General features: G+C 39.9%; 13 protein-coding genes and 1 tRNA gene. 2 read left to right on the top strand and 12 right to left on the bottom strand.

Going from position 1 to position 18,390, the window contains the following annotated elements; translation table 11 throughout:
* Positions 1-184 precede the first annotated feature (184 nt).
* The 8 genes from ABFU83_RS17000 to ABFU83_RS16965 are packed head-to-tail and all read right to left on the bottom strand — an operon-like array spanning position 185 to position 11,603.
* A complete protein-coding gene (locus ABFU83_RS17000) occupies positions 185-1,987 on the bottom strand; it encodes a cbb3-type cytochrome c oxidase subunit I (RefSeq protein ID WP_347067676.1) in 1,803 nt (600 codons plus the stop codon).
* Between the two features lie 25 nt (positions 1,988-2,012).
* The gene (locus tag ABFU83_RS16995) at positions 2,013-3,188 is read right to left on the bottom strand and encodes a cytochrome c oxidase subunit II (RefSeq protein WP_347067674.1); all 1,176 of its coding nucleotides are present in this window, start codon (positions 3,186-3,188) and stop codon (positions 2,013-2,015) included.
* 19 nt (positions 3,189-3,207) lie between these two features.
* Positions 3,208-4,680, bottom strand: coding sequence for a quinol:cytochrome C oxidoreductase (locus ABFU83_RS16990; RefSeq protein ID WP_347067672.1), 1,473 nt, complete (start codon positions 4,678-4,680; stop codon positions 3,208-3,210).
* Between the two features lie 28 nt (positions 4,681-4,708).
* Positions 4,709-5,254, bottom strand: a complete 546-nt coding sequence (locus ABFU83_RS16985; protein ID WP_136403838.1) for a cytochrome c — start codon at positions 5,252-5,254, stop codon at positions 4,709-4,711.
* A gap of 8 nt (positions 5,255-5,262) precedes the next feature.
* A complete protein-coding gene (locus ABFU83_RS16980; RefSeq protein ID WP_347067670.1) occupies positions 5,263-5,787 on the bottom strand; it encodes a DUF3341 domain-containing protein in 525 nt (174 codons plus the stop codon).
* Positions 5,788-5,793: 6 nt separating this feature from the next.
* Positions 5,794-7,200, bottom strand: coding sequence for an NrfD/PsrC family molybdoenzyme membrane anchor subunit (gene nrfD, locus ABFU83_RS16975; RefSeq protein ID WP_347067668.1), 1,407 nt, complete (start codon positions 7,198-7,200; stop codon positions 5,794-5,796).
* 39 nt (positions 7,201-7,239) lie between these two features.
* Positions 7,240-10,296, bottom strand: coding sequence for a TAT-variant-translocated molybdopterin oxidoreductase (locus ABFU83_RS16970; RefSeq protein WP_347067666.1), 3,057 nt, complete (start codon positions 10,294-10,296; stop codon positions 7,240-7,242).
* 32 nt (positions 10,297-10,328) lie between these two features.
* Positions 10,329-11,603, bottom strand: coding sequence for a c-type cytochrome (locus ABFU83_RS16965; RefSeq protein WP_347067665.1), 1,275 nt, complete (start codon positions 11,601-11,603; stop codon positions 10,329-10,331).
* Positions 11,604-11,819: 216 nt separating this feature from the next.
* Between ABFU83_RS16965 and ABFU83_RS16960 the strand changes: the two genes are divergently transcribed.
* Positions 11,820-12,212: an SPOR domain-containing protein gene (locus ABFU83_RS16960; protein ID WP_136403833.1), complete on the top strand. Its 393-nt coding sequence runs from the start codon at positions 11,820-11,822 to the stop codon at positions 12,210-12,212.
* 110 nt (positions 12,213-12,322) lie between these two features.
* Here the strand turns inward: ABFU83_RS16960 and infB are convergent, their stop codons facing one another.
* The 3 genes from infB to rimP all read right to left on the bottom strand — a co-directional run bounded on the left by infB (position 12,323) and on the right by rimP (position 17,028).
* Positions 12,323-15,244 carry a translation initiation factor IF-2 gene (infB, locus tag ABFU83_RS16955; protein WP_347067662.1) on the bottom strand — a complete coding sequence of 974 codons (2,922 nt, stop codon included), beginning with the start codon at positions 15,242-15,244 and terminating at the stop codon, positions 12,323-12,325.
* 61 nt (positions 15,245-15,305) lie between these two features.
* A complete protein-coding gene (nusA, locus tag ABFU83_RS16950) occupies positions 15,306-16,550 on the bottom strand; it encodes a transcription termination factor NusA (RefSeq protein WP_347067661.1) in 1,245 nt (414 codons plus the stop codon).
* 13 nt (positions 16,551-16,563) lie between these two features.
* A complete protein-coding gene (gene rimP, locus ABFU83_RS16945) occupies positions 16,564-17,028 on the bottom strand; it encodes a ribosome assembly cofactor RimP (protein ID WP_347067659.1) in 465 nt (154 codons plus the stop codon).
* A gap of 183 nt (positions 17,029-17,211) precedes the next feature.
* On the opposite strand from rimP, the gene ABFU83_RS16940 reads away from it, so the two are divergent.
* A complete protein-coding gene (locus ABFU83_RS16940; RefSeq protein WP_347067658.1) occupies positions 17,212-18,036 on the top strand; it encodes a universal stress protein in 825 nt (274 codons plus the stop codon).
* Positions 18,037-18,174: 138 nt separating this feature from the next.
* Here ABFU83_RS16940 and ABFU83_RS16935 read toward each other — a convergent pair.
* A tRNA-Gln gene (locus tag ABFU83_RS16935) sits at positions 18,175-18,245 on the bottom strand.
* Between the last annotated feature and the right edge of the window lie 145 nt (positions 18,246-18,390).

Raw genomic sequence — 18,390 nt, 5'->3', positions numbered from 1 at the left:
TCTGTCAGGTGTTTATCCGGAAAGTCTTTTAAGCTTTTTTCGGCATAACTACCTATCATTTTGACGCTATACCATTCGGCATCTTAATTATCCGGACTGAAATTCAACTTGCGTACTATACTGACAAAAATAAAACAGCCTCCGCAAATGCGGAGGCTGTTTTTATATCGAATTGAATTAATTCTTAATGGTGTAATTGTTCTTCACCTGGTTTCATAGGTACATTCTGAGGAACGAAATCTTCATCATGTCCTGGTTTGCTATAGTCATAAGACCATCTGTACACTTCCGGAATTTCACCTGGCCAGTTACCGTGAATATGCTCCACCGGAGTAGTCCACTCTAATGTGTTGGATCTCCATGGGTTTTGCGTTGCTTTTTGTCCTTTGAAGATGCTGTAGAAGAAGTTCCATAAGAATACCAACTGGAATGCAGCTCCGATTAAAGCGAACATTGTGATTAGTACGTTAACATCTGCTAAATCATCAAATAAAGGGAAAGCCGTGTTGGTATAGTAACGTCTTGGAAGACCCGCCATACCGATAAAGTGCATTGGGAAGAAAACTCCGTACGCACACACTGCTGTTACCCAGAAGTGGATGTAACCTAAGTTTTTGTTCATCATTCTTCCGAACATTTTAGGGAACCAGTGGTAGATTCCGGCAAACATACCGTAAAGCGCAGAAATACCCATTACTAAGTGGAAGTGAGCGATTACGAAATACGTATCGTGAACGTTAATATCCAATGTACTATCTCCAAGGATGATACCTGTTAAACCACCTGTAATGAACGTCGAAACGAATCCGATACAGAATAACATAGCTGGGTTTAACTGAAGGTTACCTTTCCAAAGTGTCGTGATATAGTTGAACGCTTTTACAGCTGAAGGGATTGCGATTAACAATGTTGTAAAGGTAAATACCGATCCTAAGAAAGGATTCATACCGGATACGAACATGTGGTGACCCCATACAATTGTTGATAAGAAAGCGATCGCTAAGATTGACGTGATCATCGCACGGTAACCGAAAATTGGTTTACGAGCGTTGGTCGCGATAATTTCAGACGTGATCCCCATCGCAGGTAAGATTACGATATATACCTCAGGGTGACCTAAGAACCAGAACAAGTGTTCGAACAATACCGGAGAACCTCCCTGGTAGTGTAATACTTCTCCGGAGATAAAGATATCCGATAAGAAGAATGATGTTCCGAAGCTACGGTCGAAGATCAATAATAAAGCAGCCGATAATAATACCGGGAACGAAACGATACCGATAACAGCCGTGATGAAGAAAGCCCAGATCGTTAATGGTAAACGTGTCATAGACATTCCTTTTGTTCTAAGGTTGATAACTGTTACCACATAGTTCAAAGATCCCATCAATGAAGACGCGATAAAGATCGCCATCGATACCAACCAAAGTGTCATACCGGTACCCGATCCTGGGATCGCCTGTGGTAATGCACTCAATGGCGGATAGATTGTCCAACCTGCTGAAGCGGGTCCTGACTCCACAAAAAGGGAAATAATCATGATAACAGAAGAAAGGAAGAACAACCAGTATGAAACCATGTTCATAAATCCGGAAGCCATGTCCCTTGCTCCAATTTGAAGCGGAATTAAAAGGTTACTGAACGTACCGCTCAATCCGGCCGTCAATACAAAGAATACCATGATGGTACCGTGTATGGTAACCAATGCCAAATAAATATCATTTCGCATTACGCCACCCGGGGCAAATTTATCTCCTAAAAGGACATTAAAAATTTTAAAAGACTCTTCCGGCCATGCAATTTGCATACGGAATAAAAGAGACATTACAATACCGATGATTCCCATTACAATACCCGTGATCAGGTATTGTTTTGCAATCATCTTGTGATCGATACTAAAGATGTACTTAGTGATAAAAGTATCTTTATGGTGGTGTTCGTGACCGTGATCGTGTTCGTGATTGATATCGTGTCCTACTGCTGACATATTTTTTAATTTATATTAAAAGCAATTATTTTTTTACTACTTGTGCCAAAACTTTAGTGGTATCGGCAACCGGAGCTGCTGCTGCCGGTGCTTTTGCTTCAGATGCTGCTGCAGGAGCCGGGGCTGCTGCTTTGCTTGCATCTTTAATAGCGCTAGCTAAAGTAGGTTTTTCTTTTAACCATTTTTTATAATCTGCTTCGCTTTCTACAACGATTTTCATCTGCATGTTGTAGTGAGACGGTCCACAAATTTTGTTACATAACAATAAGTAATCAAAAGTATACGGATCTAAAGCAGTTTCACCTTTGGCAACAAGTTCAGCACTTTTCTTTGCTCTAATGATATTAATGTTGGCCACTTTTTCCACAATCGCAGGATCCTGACGCATTTGATCAGTAGTTACTGTTGGTGTGAAAGCGAATTGTGTTACCATACCCGGAACACAGTTCATCTGCGCTCTGAAGTGTGGCATATAAGCGGAGTGCAATACGTCCTGAGAACGGATCTTGAATACCACTTTTTTACCTACCGGTAAGTGTAATTCGTTTACAATTTTATCATCCTGAGCATTCGGATCTGACATGTCCACACCAACGGTGTTGATTCCTTCGATAAAACGAACGTTCGCTTTACCTAAAGCATTGTCATCACCTCCGTAGCGTGCTTCCCAGCTAAATTGTTTTGCGTATAATTCAACATAGATAACTTCTTCCTCTTCGTCTACAAACATAATGTTTGTCCAGGCATATAATCCGTAAAGAATCAAACCAGCTAAAACGATTACCGGGATAATAGTCCAGATAAACTCTAATTTATCATTATCAGCGAAATATAACGCTTTGGTGTCTTTCTGACCTCTGTATTTGAATGCGAAGTAATGTAATAATGCCTGAGTGATGGTCTGAACGAAGAAAATCAACACCATTGAAATCATCATCAGATTATCGTAATCCTTACCGTGTTCAGAAGCTGGCGTACCTAAAACCAGGTGACCCCATTTCAATAAAGAGTAAATAGTGAAAATGTAAATAAACCCTAAGAACCCGAACATCAAGTAACCATTAACATTATTGTCTTTTTCGTTAGCGATTTCTGATTTATCAGCAACGCGTCCAACCTGGGTTAAATCGAATATCTTAGTCAATTGCCAGATAGCAATCCCTAATAAAACTACAACTATAAGTATCAATAAACCTGTCATTTGTTTATTACTTTAAATATTAATAATGAAAATGTTTACTTTCTTCAATAAGCGGATTACGTTTTGCCAATAAAGGAGCTTTAGTTAAAGCTGTAAATACGACAACGATAAATAGTCCGAAGAAGAACATTAATGAACCGATCTCAGATACTCCGATGAACCACTGGTCACCAACCGTAGCCGGCATAATCATATTGAAGAAGTCAATATAGTGCCCGGTTAAGATTAACAGACCTGCCATTACCACAACCCAACTTAAACGTTTGAAATCAGTGTTGATCAAGATTAATATAGGGAATACGAAGTTTAAGGCCAACATTCCGAAGAATGGCAATTTATAATTTTCAATTCGCGTGATGAAGTAGGTTACCTCTTCCGGGATGTTCGAATACCACATTAACATGAATTGTGAGAACCATAAGTATGTCCAGAAAACAGAGATACCGAACATGAATTTAGCCAAATCGTGGATATGACTTGTATTCACGTGCTCTAAATATCCTTTTGATTTTAAGTACAAGGTAACGAAAGCGATTGTAGTGATTCCGCTTACGAAGAAGCTGGCGAATACATACCATCCGAATAAGGTACTGTACCAGTGTGGATCAACCGACATAATCCAATCCCAAGAAGCGATCGATTCTGTCACGATAAAGAATACTAAGAATCCGGCCGCCAATTTGAAGTTCTTTTTGTAGAAAGAATCATCGTTAGCGTTATCCTGAGCAATAGAATTTTTTCTGGAGAAATAACGGTATAAGTTCCAACCTGCTAAGAAGATTGCAGCTCTGATCAGGAAGAAAGGTACGTTTAAGAAACCTTGTTTTCCCTGAATTAACTCATCGTGTTTTACAACTTCCGGATCCATCCAAACGAATAAGTGGTTTAAATGCATTCCGCTTGCTACCAACAAGATGAAGAAAATGATAGAACCTGGTAATAAATAGCTGGTGATACCTTCCATAACACGGAATAATACCGGAGACCAACCTGCCTGAGCCGCCCATTGGATAGCGTAGAACGCCAATACTCCAACTGAGATCAACATAAAGAAGATACATGCCACATAAAGTGCTGCCCAAGGTTTGTTTTGTAATTGGTGCAAAACATGCTCCAGGTGTTCCTGGTGTTCTGCGTGTGCATCAGCACCAGCATGATCATGACCATGAGCTGCTTCCGCTTTGTGATTATCGTGATGGTCTGCTGCTACAGGCACAGCTGCAGCTACAGTATCATTTTCTGTTTTTAATGAATCGGCAACAACAGTTTCTGTTTTAGCTTCCTCGTGGTGCGTTGCAACAGCAGCATGTTCCTCGTGTGATTCGTGCGCCACAGCTTCTGTATGATGTCCGCCATGATGACTATCCGCTAAAATTTTCTCTACGTCTTCGATGGTCTTAGGTGCAGTCAAAAAACCAAAAGCAATTCCCACAAGCCCTAAAGCCATCATGACAAATGCAAAAGTTTTTAATTTGCTTGAAAATGTGTACATATCTAATACTTTCAAATGTGTTCTACAATTATAATCCTGCTTTTAATTTCATCACGTGATCCACAACCTGCCAGCGTTCTTCCTGACTTAATTGGTTGGCGTGAGAACCCATGGAGTTTAATCCATAAGTAATTACGTGGAAAACACTTCCTTCCGTGATCGGTCTGTCAGCATAACTTGGTACACCTAAGAATTTCTCTCTTTTAACCAGTTTTCCTTTTCCATCACCCGCTTCACCATGACAAATAGCACAGTAAATATTGAACAGTTCCGTTCCTTTTTTGGAATCAATTTTAGTAGAATCCAAAGGTGATTTTAAGTTTGCTTTTGCTAATTCATAACCAGCGGTTGAGTTTTCGTACGCATAGGGTTCGAAACCTCTAGGAATAGAACCTTTTGCAGGTAACTGACCTTCTTTACCATTTTTGAATGCACCGGACTGTGAATACGTTTCGTAAGCCACAGACTCATACATATTAGGAAAGAACTGATAGTTAGGCTTTGATTTGTTAAAACAAGATGTTGTAACAACCGATACACCTACTAATGCTACTATTTTATATAAGGCTTTCATATCTTCAATTAATGCTTATCAATTACTTTAACTTCTACAGCACCTGTATTCTTGAAGAACGAAATCAAATCATCTTCGTTTCCGTGAAGTGCCACTTCCATTAAGAAGTGATCGTCTGTAGTTCTTACATCCGGGTTTTCAGCGGCTTTGAACGGCCATAATTTACTTCTAAGGTAGAATGTAATTACCATTAAGTGAGCTGCGAAAAATACGGTAAGCTCAAACATAATAGGCACGAAAGCCGGCATGTTATCGATAAAACTAAAACTTGGTTTTCCACCGATATCCTGTGGCCAGTCAACAATCATAACATAGTTCATTAATGATGCTGCAACTGATAAACCAACTAAACCGTAAAGGAAAGAAGCAATCGCAATTCTTGTAGGCGCTAACCCCATTGCTTTGTCCAACCCGTGAACCGGGAATGGTGTGTAAACTTCTTCAATATGATGATGCGCCGCACGGGTAGCTTTAACAGCATCCATCAGGATGTCATCATCATTGTATATAGCATGTATTACTTTATTACTCATGATCTATTAATGATTATGTGAATTGTGTCCTTCTAATTCTCTTTGTCTCTTGTAGTTATCACCCGATGTTTTCAGGATCGTTTTAACCTCTGCCTGTGCAATTACCGGGAAGCTTCTTGAATATAACAAGAATAATACGAAGAAGAATCCGATTGTACCGATATAGATACCAGCATCAACAAACGTTGGCTGGAACATAGTCCAAGAAGATGGTAGGTAATCACGGTGTAATGAGGTAACGATAATTACGAAACGCTCAAACCACATACCGATGTTTACTACGATAGAGATAATGAATGAGAACATGATACTGGTTCTTAATTTTTTGAACCACATGAACTGCGGCGAGAATACGTTACACGTCATCATCAACCAGTATGACCACCAGTAAGGACCTGTTGCTCTGTTTAAGAAAGCGTATTGTTCGTATTCTACTCCTGAATACCAAGCTACGAAAAGCTCAGTGATATACGCGATACCAACGATAGAACCTGTAATCATCACTACGATGTTCATCAATTCGATATGCTGTACGGTGATATACTCTTCAAGATTAGACACTTTTCTCATAATGATCAAAAGTGTGTTTACCATTGCGAATCCGGAGAAGATCGCACCCGCAACGAAGTACGGCGGTAAGATTGTGGTATGCCATCCCGGAATAACGGAAGTAGCAAAGTCAAAGGATACGATCGTGTGTACGGAAAGTACAAGAGGTGTTGCCAAACCGGCTAATACAAGAGATACCTCTTCAAAACGCTGCCAGTCTTTAGCTCTACCACTCCATCCGAACGAAAGGATTGAATAAACTCTTTTTGTAAATGGTGTTACCGCACGGTCCCGTAGCATTGCGAAATCGGGTAATAAACCAGTCCACCAGAAAACCAATGAAACCGATAAATAGGTAGAGATCGCGAATACGTCCCAAAGTAAGGGTGAGTTAAAGTTAACCCAAAGTGAACCGAATTGGTTCGGGATTGGTAATACCCAGTATCCTAACCATGGACGTCCCATGTGGATAATCGGGAATAAACCTGCCTGAACTACCGAGAAGATAGTCATCGCTTCTGCAGAACGGTTAATCGCCATTCTCCATTTTTGACGGAATAATAATAGTACGGCAGAAATTAGGGTTCCGGCGTGACCGATACCTACCCACCATACGAAGTTGGTAATATCCCATGCCCAACCAATTGTTTTATTTAATCCCCATGTTCCGATACCGGTAGAAATGGTGTAGATCATACAACCTAATCCCCAAAGGAAAGCGGTTAACGCGATAGAGAATACTATCCACCATAGTTTGTTCGCTCTTCCTTCAACAGGTCTAGCTACATCTACTGTTACATCGTGATAAGTTTTATCACCTATAACCAAAGGTTTTCTAATGGGTGCTTCGTAATGAGACGACATAATCCTTTATATTGATTCTTAATTAATTATTTTACTTGTTTAGGTATTTCTAACTTTTACGTGATAGAATACATTTGGTTTTGTTCCGATGTGCTCCAGTAAGTGATACATTCTGTCGTCTTCGGCCAATTTAGCAACCTGACTTTCTTTATCATTTACGTCACCAAATATCATCGCTCCGCTTGAACAAGCTGCCGAACATGCTACCTGGAACTCGTCTTTACCTACCAATCTTCCTTCGCGTTTCGCTTTTAAGATAGTAGATTGCGTCATCTGGATACATAGTGAACATTTCTCCATAACCCCTCTTGAACGAACGTTCACATCAGGATTCAATACCATACGTCCTAAATCATCATTCATGTGGTAGTCGAACTCACTGTTTTTGTTGTATAAGAACCAGTTGAAACGACGTACTTTATACGGACAGTTGTTTGCACAGTAACGGGTACCCACACAACGGTTGTAAGCCATGTGGTTTTGTCCCTGACGCCCGTGAGAAGTAGCCGCTACCGGACATACTGTTTCACATGGTGCGTGGTTACAGTGCTGACACATTACCGGTTGGAAAGCAACCTGTGGATTTTCTGACGGATCTTCCATACCTGTAAAGGTATCGATAGAGTTCATTAATCCGGAAGCACCTTCTTTTAATTCAACATCTCCTTTGAAAGTATCCTGAGAAGAATAGTAACGGTCAATACGCAACCAGTGCATATCACGACTTCTTCTAACCTCAGATTTACCTACTACCGGTACGTTGTTTTCTGCGTGACATGCGATAACACATGCGCCACAACCTGTACAGGCATTCAAGTCGATCGATAAGTTAAAGTGATGTCCTACTGAACGGTCGAAAGAATCCCAGATATCAACTTTAGTAACCGGAGTTTCTTTGTGATCTAAGGATACTACCGGCATTACATTCCATTCCGCAGCATCTTTAGTATTGAAGATTTCAAGGGTAGTTTCTTTGATGATATCACCTCTACCCATTAATGTTTTTTGTAACTGAACACAAGCGAATTCGTGATCTCCGTTTGCTTTGGAAACTTTTGCAGACTGGTCGGATTTCATGTTTGCATAAAGCGTATAGGCATTAACTCCAACCTGCATTTCCTGTTTCATTGCTTCTTTACGGCCGTAACCTAAAGCAAGACCGATAGTTCCAACAGCCTGACCGGGTTGAATGATTACCGGAACGTTTTCCAACTTCACACCACCTACTTCAATAGTAGAATAGCTTCCGTTTAATCCACCGTTTGCTACGTTATAATTTACTAAACCTAGTTTTTCGGCGTCTTTTTTAGAAACAGTTACGTAGTTATCCCATGATACACGTGTAATCGGATCCGGGAACTCTTGTAACCAAGGGTTGTTCGCCTGTTGACCATCACCCATACCGGTTTTAGTATACAATACTAATTCCAGTCCACCAAGGTTTTTAGCTTGCGCTAAAGCTCCGGCAGCAGAAGCAAAATCAACATTAGCACCGCCAGCAGCTGTAGTAACCGGAGTTACATAGAAACCATCGTGTACTAATTTGTTCCAGGTAGCACCACCCGCTACTACAGAAGTACCGTGTGCTTTAAGGAAATCATAGTAAGAAGCCGGATTTCCTGTCCAGGCTAATAATGCCTCCTGGAATTGTTTTGTATCAAACAAAGGACGGATTGTTGGCTGCGTAACACTATAGTGTCCTTTTACGATGGAAACATCACCCCAAGACTCTAAATAGTGTGGCGCTGCAACAGCAACCTTTGTTTTGGAAGCCGTTTCGTCTTCTTTTAATGAAAACGCAACAGACATTTTTACTTTATTAAGACCTTCTACGAAATCAGCCGCATTTGGTAACGTATAAACCGGGTTAACACCGTTCATGATTAACGTGTGTACAGCACCCGTTTTCATGTCTTTTACCAATTGTGCTACTGCTTTCGCATCACCTTTACGGATCAGTCGAGGTGTAGCAGGATTGAATGCTTCAGCATTTAAAGCTCTGTTAATAGCCAACACCAATAATTGTGCATTAACATCATCCAGACCCGAAACTAAAACTCCTTTTCCGGCAGCCGCTTTTAATTGTTGCGCTGCTTTCATTACCGCTTCTTCGTTTGCTACTTTCGGAGTCGAAACAGAAGCACCGGTAATTACATTGTATATTTTTACTAAAGCATGTTTTTGCTCGGTAACTGTCATCGGGATACGCTTGTCAGCGTTTGCTCCCGCAAGTGACATATTGGATTCAATTTGGATATGTTTCGACATTTTCCCGTTTTTAGGAATACGCCCCTGTGCATATCCGGCATCATATCCACCACCTTGCCAATCTCCTAAGATATCAGCACCAACAGAAACAATAACATCCGCTTTTGAGAAATCATAATCCGCTAAAGCTCTTTCACCATATACCATTTGGAAAGCATCAAGAGCATCAGAACTTGAAACCGCATCATACACTACATGTTTAGCAGTAGGGTTTTTTGCGATAAAGTCAGCGATCAATCTATCAGTAGAGGGACTCGCCATCGTTCCGGTTAAAAGAACCACTTGTCCACCTTTTGCTTTAGCATCCGCCAATGCTGCTGTTACTTTAGCATCAACATCTGCCCATGAAGCATCTTTACCTTCAATTTTAGATTGCTTTAAACGAAGACTATCGTAAAGGGACAATACAGAAGCATGAACTCTTGCATTTGCTCCGGTTTTTGCATTCGGTAAATTATTATTTTCAACCTTGATAGGACGACCTTCACGCGTTTTGATAAGGATATTTGCGAAATCGAAACCATCAGCAATAGTTGTTGCATAGAAATCTGCAACACCCGGAATGATCTCTTCAGGTTGAACTACATAAGGAATAGACTTGATTACAGGACCTTCACACGCAGCTAAAGAAGCTGCTGCTGTAGAGAATCCTACGTATTTCAAAAAGTCACGACGAGTAGTCGACGAAGTCGATAAGGCATCCTTATCTCCAAGAAATTCATCAGTAGGAATTTCCTCAACAAACTCATTGTTTCTTAGCGTCTCAACAATAGAACTATTTTCGTTTAGTTCTTCAACACTTTTCCAGTATTTTTTGTTTGATGCCATTGTATATAGATATTAGCTTCTTAATTTATTTATTAATAGTGACATTTACCACACTCTAAACCTCCCATTTGTGCAGCAGTCAATTTATCTACACCATATTTTTTGGATAGTTCTTCGTGGATTTTTTTGTAGTACTCGTTACCTTCCACATTAACATTGGTTTCTCTGTGACAGTTCACACACCATCCCATAGTTAACGGAGAATGTTGTCTCATAATTTCCATAGTCTCAACCGGACCGTGACATTTCTGACACTCTAATCCTGCAACAGACACGTGCTGTGAGTGATTGAAGTACACAAAGTCAGGAAGATTATGAACACGAACCCACTTAACAGGTTTCACTTTTCCTGTATATTTTTGAGCTGTTTTATCCCATCCTACAGCATCGTATAGTTTTTGGATTTCAGCAGAGTAGAATTCTTTAGTATGCTCAACATAAGTTGAATCCGCATCCCCCTGGAATTCATTGATGTTTTTATGACAGTTCATACAAACATTCAACGATGGAATACCTGAAGTTTTACTAACACGAGCAGAAGAGTGACAGTATTTACAATCAATACCGTTATCACCAGCGTGAATTTTATGCGAGAAGTGAATTGGCTGAATCGGCTCATACCCTTGATCAACACCAATCTGCATTAAGTATCCGTAGATAAAGTATGCTCCAACTAAAAGCATTACAATAACCGACACTAATACCAGGAATTGATTTCTGGCGAATGCAATCCAGATTGGTAACGACTTCTCTTTTACAGGAGCTTCGATACCATTCGCTTTCGCAATTTTGTTCAGTACGTTTTTCACAAACAATAACATTGCTACCAACATAGCAAGCACTACCGCTAAAACCCCTAAAACCAGGCTATTAGAAACCCCACCTTCCTGAGCACCGGCAGTACCACCACCACCTGCAGCAGCAGCCTTAGGCTCCTCCTTAGGTTGAGAAGTATACGCTAAGATATTATCGATATCGGCATCAGACAATTGCGGGAAAGCAGTCATTACTTTCTTGTCATTCTCCTCAAACACCTTAATAGCTTTGGCATCACCGGATTTAATCAACTCGGAACTGTTTTTAATCCATTTATGCAACCAGGCTGTGTCATGTCGTTCTGTAACACCACGAAGCGCAGGCCCCGTCATTGCTGCATCCAACTTGTGACAAGCGGCACAATTAGAATTAAAAAGCGCTTTACCTGCAGCTGCATCCTGTGCATTAGAGGTAAAAGAAAAAGATAGCACTAATGCTAAACTGAACAATAAAATCTTTGAAAACGATTTATGGTTACCCACTTTTTTCATAGTTAAAATGATTATCAACTAAATTTGGCACGATTTTGTCTGGAATAGTCCTAAAACAAAAGCCTACCTTATTTATAAACTCCGACAAAAATACGACTTATGTACTATTCAAAAAACCTTAAATTTATCTTAATTGCAATTTATACCCATTCTAAATAAACTGTCAAGGCCTGTTTTCACGGAATAATTGTATTTTTGCAGCAAACATACTTCATTATGAGAATCTTACCCGTAAACAAAATTCACTTTTTACCTTTAATCGCTTTATTTTTAAGCCCAATAGCACAGGCACAAACCTCAAAAATTAACATCGATCAGGATCCGAAATTCGAACAGCTTTTAAATGAAAAACGAAAAATAAATAGCTCTATAACTGTTAACGATCGGTATAAAATTCAAATTTTTTACGGTACTAATGACGAAGCCAAAAAAACGTTGGTAAATTTCCGAAAAGAATTCAGAAATATGGACGGAACCATCGTGTATAACAATCCTTCTTACAAGGTTTGGATCGGTTCGTTTAAAACACGAATAGAAGCCGAAAAAAACCTGTTGGACATCAAGAAGAAATACCCGAATGCTTTACTGATAAAACCGAACAAACAATAAAAACAAAACCCCGTCACCGGGTTTGCAATAAAAAAAGCTCCGCAAAATTGCGGAGCTTTTTAGTTATCATAACACCTGACAGGTTTTAAAAACCCGTCAGATGTAAGCTATTATTTCAGTTTCTTTTTCACTTCCACTTCCTGGAATCCTTCAATGATATCGTATTCTTTGATATCGTTGTAGTTTTTGATCTGCATACCACAGTCATATCCTTTGGAAACTTCTTTCACATCGTCTTTAAAACGTTTCAGCGTACTCAATTCACCGGTAAAGATTACCACACCGTCCCGGATAAGTCGGATTCTCGAGTTACGGAAGATTTTACCATCGGTAACCATACATCCTGCAATCGTACCCACTTTCGAGATTTTGAATGTTTCGCGGATTTCGGCAGTACCGGTAATTTCTTCTTTTAATTCCGGTGACAACATACCTTCCATCGCATCTTTCAAATCGTCGATAGCATCGTAAATGATCGAGTAGTTTCGGATATCGATTTCTTCTTTATCAGCCAATTGTTTCGCACTTCCGGAAGGACGTACATTAAATCCGATGATGATCGCATCCGATGCAGAAGCCAACAATACGTCAGATTCGGTAATTGCACCTACTCCTTTATGAATGATACGGATCTGGATTTCTTCGGTTGATAATTTAGAGAAGGAATCGGATAATGCTTCAACCGATCCATCCACATCCCCTTTAAGGATGATGTTTAATTCTTTAAACTGACCTAAAGCGATACGACGACCGATTTCGGCAAGTGTAATATGTTTCTGCGTACGAACCGATTGCTCACGTAACAACTGCGTCCGTTTAACAGCGATTTGTTTTGCTTCTCTTTCATCTTCAAACACACTAAACTTATCCCCTGCTGTTGGCGCTCCGTCAAGACCTAAGATTGAAATCGGTGTAGAAGGACCTGCTTCTTTAATATTATGTCCTCGCTCATCGTGCATGGCTTTCACCTTACCGTGATGTTTACCCGCTAATACATAATCTCCGATTCGCAATGTACCTGCCTGAACCAAAACAGTAGACACATAACCACGTCCTTTATCAAGGAAGGCTTCCACTACGGTTCCGACAGCCGGTTTGTTTGGATTCGCTTTTAAATCAAGGATTTCAGCTTCCAACAATACTTTTTCAAGTAATTCTTTCACTCCTAATCCTGTTTTAGCAGAGATATCGTGTGATTGGTATTTACCACCCCAGTCTTCAACCAATAGGTTCATACCGGCTAGTTTTTCTTTAATTTTTTCAGGATTTGCCGTAGGCTTATCCACTTTATTAATTGCAAAGATCAACGGTACACCTGCAGCTTGCGCGTGGCTGATCGCCTCTTTGGTTTGCGGCATGATGTCGTCGTCGGCAGCAATCACGATAATTACGATATCCGTAACCTGAGCACCACGGGCACGCATCGCGGTAAACGCCTCGTGACCAGGAGTATCCAGGAATGCAATACGCTGACCGTTATCCAATCGTACTCCATAAGCACCAATGTGCTGTGTAATACCTCCGGACTCACCGGCAATTACATTTGTTTTACGGATATAATCCAATAAGGATGTTTTACCGTGGTCAACGTGACCCATTACCGTTACAATCGGTGCGCGGTGTTCCAGATCTTCCGGTCTGTCTTCCACTATTTCGATTGCTTCCTCGATATCGGTTGTAATAAATTCTACTTCATACCCAAACTCATCGGCTACGATAGAAAGCGTTTCAGCATCCAATCGTTGGTTCATGGTAACCATGATACCCAATGACATACAGGTTCCGATAACTTTAGTGATTGGCACATCCATCATGGTAGCAATTTCACCTACAGTAACGAATTCCGTTACTTTAAGCACTTTGCTTCCTTCTTCCATCGCTCTTTGTTCGTCGTCTGATTTCTGACGGTGCGAATCTCTTTTATCTCTTCTGTATTTTGCCGCTTTAGACTTACTTCCTTTACCTTGAAGTCTTTCTAAAGTTTCTTTGATTTGGTTTTTAACTTCTTCTTCCGTAGGCTCGACTTTAGAAACAATTGCCGGACGGTTTCCTTTTTGGAATCCCGGTTTATTATTTCCGAATCTCGGATTATTTCCACCACCCTGACGGTTGTTGTTATTACCACCACCTTGCTGAGGATTGGTACCTTGCTGAGCTCCTGGCGTTCCCGGTTTTGGCGGAATACGTTTTCTTTTGCTCTTATTGGCATTGTTGTTATTTGAATTCTGACCACCCTGACCGGCATTGGCAGCATTACCAGTGTTCGGTTTGTTGTTATCCTTTTTGAATTCTTCTTTCTTCTTTTTCGGTTTATTAAACTGAGAAAGGTCGATCATCTGACCGGTAAAAGTTGTTCCGGAAAGTTTTTGGTATTGCGTTTCAATACGCTCTTCCTCAACAGGAGCATCAGCAGCAGCGGCAGGTTTAGCCGGTTCCGCTTTTTCTGTTTTTTCTGTTTTTTCTTCCTTAACTTCTTTAATTTTTTGAACCTCTTTAACTTCCTTGACTTCCTTAACCTCTTTCGGTTCCGGCGCTGCAGGAGTTACCTCTGGTGTTTTTTCTACGATTTTTTCTTCCACCGCTTTATGTTCTACTTCCGGTTTTACTTCCGGAGTGTTTACGACTTCCGTTTCTTCTGAAGAAGGTTTTTCAGCAACAACTTCAGTTTTTTTCGGGTTCAGGTCGATTTTACCAATAGCTTTCGGCCCGGAAAGGGTCGCTTTGGCTTTGATGATATCCTGACGTTGTTTTTCTTCCTCTTTGCGTTTCTCTTCCATCTCACGTTCTCTTTCCACCCGCAAGGCCTCTTTCTCTTTCTTTTTCTCCTCGCTCACCTCCAGAGAAGCCACCTTTTTACCTTTATCAGCAGAGAATTGACCGCACAAGATAGAATATTCCTCATTAGAAATTTTAGCATTCGGACTGGATTCAATTGTATATCCCTTATCTTTTAAATAGTCCACAGCTCTATCCAGAGAAATGTTTAATTCCCTTAAAACCTTGTTAATTCTTATTACTCTTTCTTCAGACATATAATCTTTTTAATATTATCGTAATGCGTGTGTTGTTGTTGTTTAGCTGGTATTTCTTATGTTAGTCTTCGAATTCTTCTTTTAAAATTCGGATAACCTCTAAAACCGTTTCTTCTTCAAGATCCGTTCTTCTTACTAAATCGGCCACATCCTGGTTTAATATACTTCTTGCTGTATCCAATCCGATTTTAGCAAACTCTTCGATAACCCATCCTTCGATTTCATCGGAGAATTCAGTTAATTCCACATCATCCTCTTCCTCCAGTGCATTTCCTTCGCGGATCACATCCAATTCGTATCCGGTTAACAATCCTGCCAATTTGATGTTATGTCCACCACGTCCGATTGCTTTCGACACTTCTTCCAGTTTCAGGAATACTTCGGCTGATTTCTTTTCTTCATCAATTTTCACAGAAGACACTTTAGCCGGGCTAAGCGCTCTGGTAATAAACAATTGCGTATTGGAGGTATAATTGATCACATCGATATTTTCATTACCCAATTCGCGAACGATACCGTGGATACGAGAACCTTTCATTCCCACACAAGCTCCAACCGGATCAATTCTGTCATCGTACGAATCTACAGCTACTTTTGCTTTTTCGCCAGGAATACGGACTACTTTTTTCACCGTAATCAAACCGTCGAACACCTCCGGAATTTCCTGTTCGAATAATTTTTCCAGGAATTTCTCAGAAGTACGGGACATAATGATTTGCGGCTTATTCCCTTTCAACTCCACATTTTCAATGATTCCACGTACGTTATCTCCTTTACGGAAGAAATCGGACGGGATTTGTTTTTCCTTTGGCAACACGATTTCATTTCCTTCGTCGTCCACCAGAATAACTGCTTTTGGACGTACGTGGTGTACTTCTGCCGTGTAAATATCGCCAATTAAATCTTTAAATTGCTTATAAAGATTGGTATTATCGTGTTCGTGAATTTTAGAAATCAGGTTCTGACGCAATGCTAAAATAGCTCTTCTACCTAACTGGATTAATTTCACCTCTTCAGACACTTCTTCCCCTACTTCGAAATCCGGCTCGATTTTACGGGCTTCAGACAAAGAGATTTCGGAGTTTTGATCTTCTACTTCACCATCGGCAACCACCACACGGTTTCTCCAGATCTCCATATCCCCTTTATCCGGGTTTATAATAATATCGAAGTTATCATCCGAACCATATTTCTTCTTCAATGCATTTCTAAACACATCTTCTAAAATTGCCATTAAGGTAACTCTGTCGATTAGTTTATCGTCTTTAAATTCTGAAAACGACTCGATTAATGCAATATTTTCCATGCAAACTTTTTATTTAAAATGTTATTATAACAATTGCTTCCTTGATATCCGAATAAGGAATTTCCGCTTTTTTCTGAACGGTTTCTTTTCCTTTGCCAACTTGTTTTGGTTCTCTGGCTTTCCATTCCAAAACAATAAATTCATCATTGGCATCTGTTAGTTCCGCTTCGATTTTTTCGGTTGCGGTTGTCACTTTCAGTTTTCTTCCGATATTTTTTTTGTATTGTCTCGGGGTTTTAAGCGGTGTGGATGCTCCTGCAGAAGCCACTTCCAGCGAAAAATCCTGTTCTTCCCGATCCAGGTTATGCTCGATAGCCCGGCTAATGTCAATACAGTCCTGAAGACTCACACCATTATCACCGTCTAAAGTTACAATAATTTTGTAAGTATCGGTTATTGTTAAATCAATTAAAAAAAGAGACGGCTTTTGAGACAACCCCTCATCCAGCAACGCGCTAACTTTATCTTTAAATGCCATATTAGTATAAAAAGAGGGGACCTACTGCCCCCTCATTATTTAGTTCATTAATAAATAACGGCGCAAATATAGTGTATTTTTTTTAATTATTGAAAATCAATTGTGTATTGTAATTTAATTTCCTATCTTTATGAATAACATTTACAACAAATAAAACACCAAAAATCTTACATCCCTAGTATTATGAAAAAAATTTTAGTCCCTACCGATTTTTCCGATCATGCCGAATACGCCTTAAAAGTAGCCGCACAAATCGCCAGAAAAAACAATGGAGAAATCGTTTTACTTCACATGCTGGAATTACCACATGAAGGAAGCGATGCTATTGGAAGCGGACACGACATTCCCGAAATCATCTTTTTCAAGAAAAAAGCAGAAGAGAGATTGGACGAAATTGCCAATTCCGATATCCTATCCGGAATCAATGTTACGCAAATCACCAAACTGGAAAGAGCTTTTGACGGAATTCTAAATTTTAGCGGCAAAGACGAAATCGACCTGATTGTTATGGGTTCCCACGGAGCCAGCGGTTTTAGAGAAATGTTTATCGGATCCAACACCGAAAAAGTAGTTCGCCATTCCGAAACTCCGGTATTGGTTATTAAAAAAGACTCCGACAATTTCACAGTTAACAATTTTGTTTTCGCATCCGATTTTACCGACGAAGCCAAAAAACCATTCAAAAAGGTTATCGAATTCGCGAATGAATTCAACGCAAAAATCCATTTATTAATGGTGAACACACCTAATAATTTCAAATCGACTTCCGTAGCCGAAAAAATGATTCAAGATTTTACTGCTTCTTTCGACATCAGCAATTACGCTACACATATCTACAATGATGTAAACGTTGAAAAAGGAATTTTACATTTTGCCAAAAGCGTTAACGCCGATCTTATCGGAATTAGCACACATGGTCGAAAAGGTCTTTCTCACTTCTTTAACGGAAGCATCAGCGAAGATTTGGTAAATCATGCCAAACGTCCGGTTGTCACTTTTAAAATCTAAAACAAGTATACCAACAAAAAACCGCTTCAACATGAAGCGGTTTTTTTATATATACAACCCGAAAGCCGGTTGTTCTTTTCCTTAAAAAAACAAACCCAGATAAATTAAAAAAGCCTCTCAAAATTGAGAGGCTTTTTGTTGACCCACTAGGACTCGAACCTAGAACGACTGAACCAAAATCAGCTGTGTTACCATTACACCATGGGTCAGTAAAAGCGGCATCGTTACTGATTTCCGGGTGCAAATGTAGGACAATTATTTTACAATCCAAACTTTTGATAAAAAAATATTAAAAAAATATTTTCAGCGCTCTTTCTCCAAAAAAATAGTTTCTTTGTAAAAGATTTAATACGA

The sequence above is a fragment of the Flavobacterium sp. WV_118_3 genome, from assembly GCF_039778605.1.
Taxonomy (GTDB): domain Bacteria; phylum Bacteroidota; class Bacteroidia; order Flavobacteriales; family Flavobacteriaceae; genus Flavobacterium.
The sequence above is the reverse complement of the archived record's forward strand: the minus strand, read 5'-3'. Positions and strand labels throughout refer to the sequence as shown.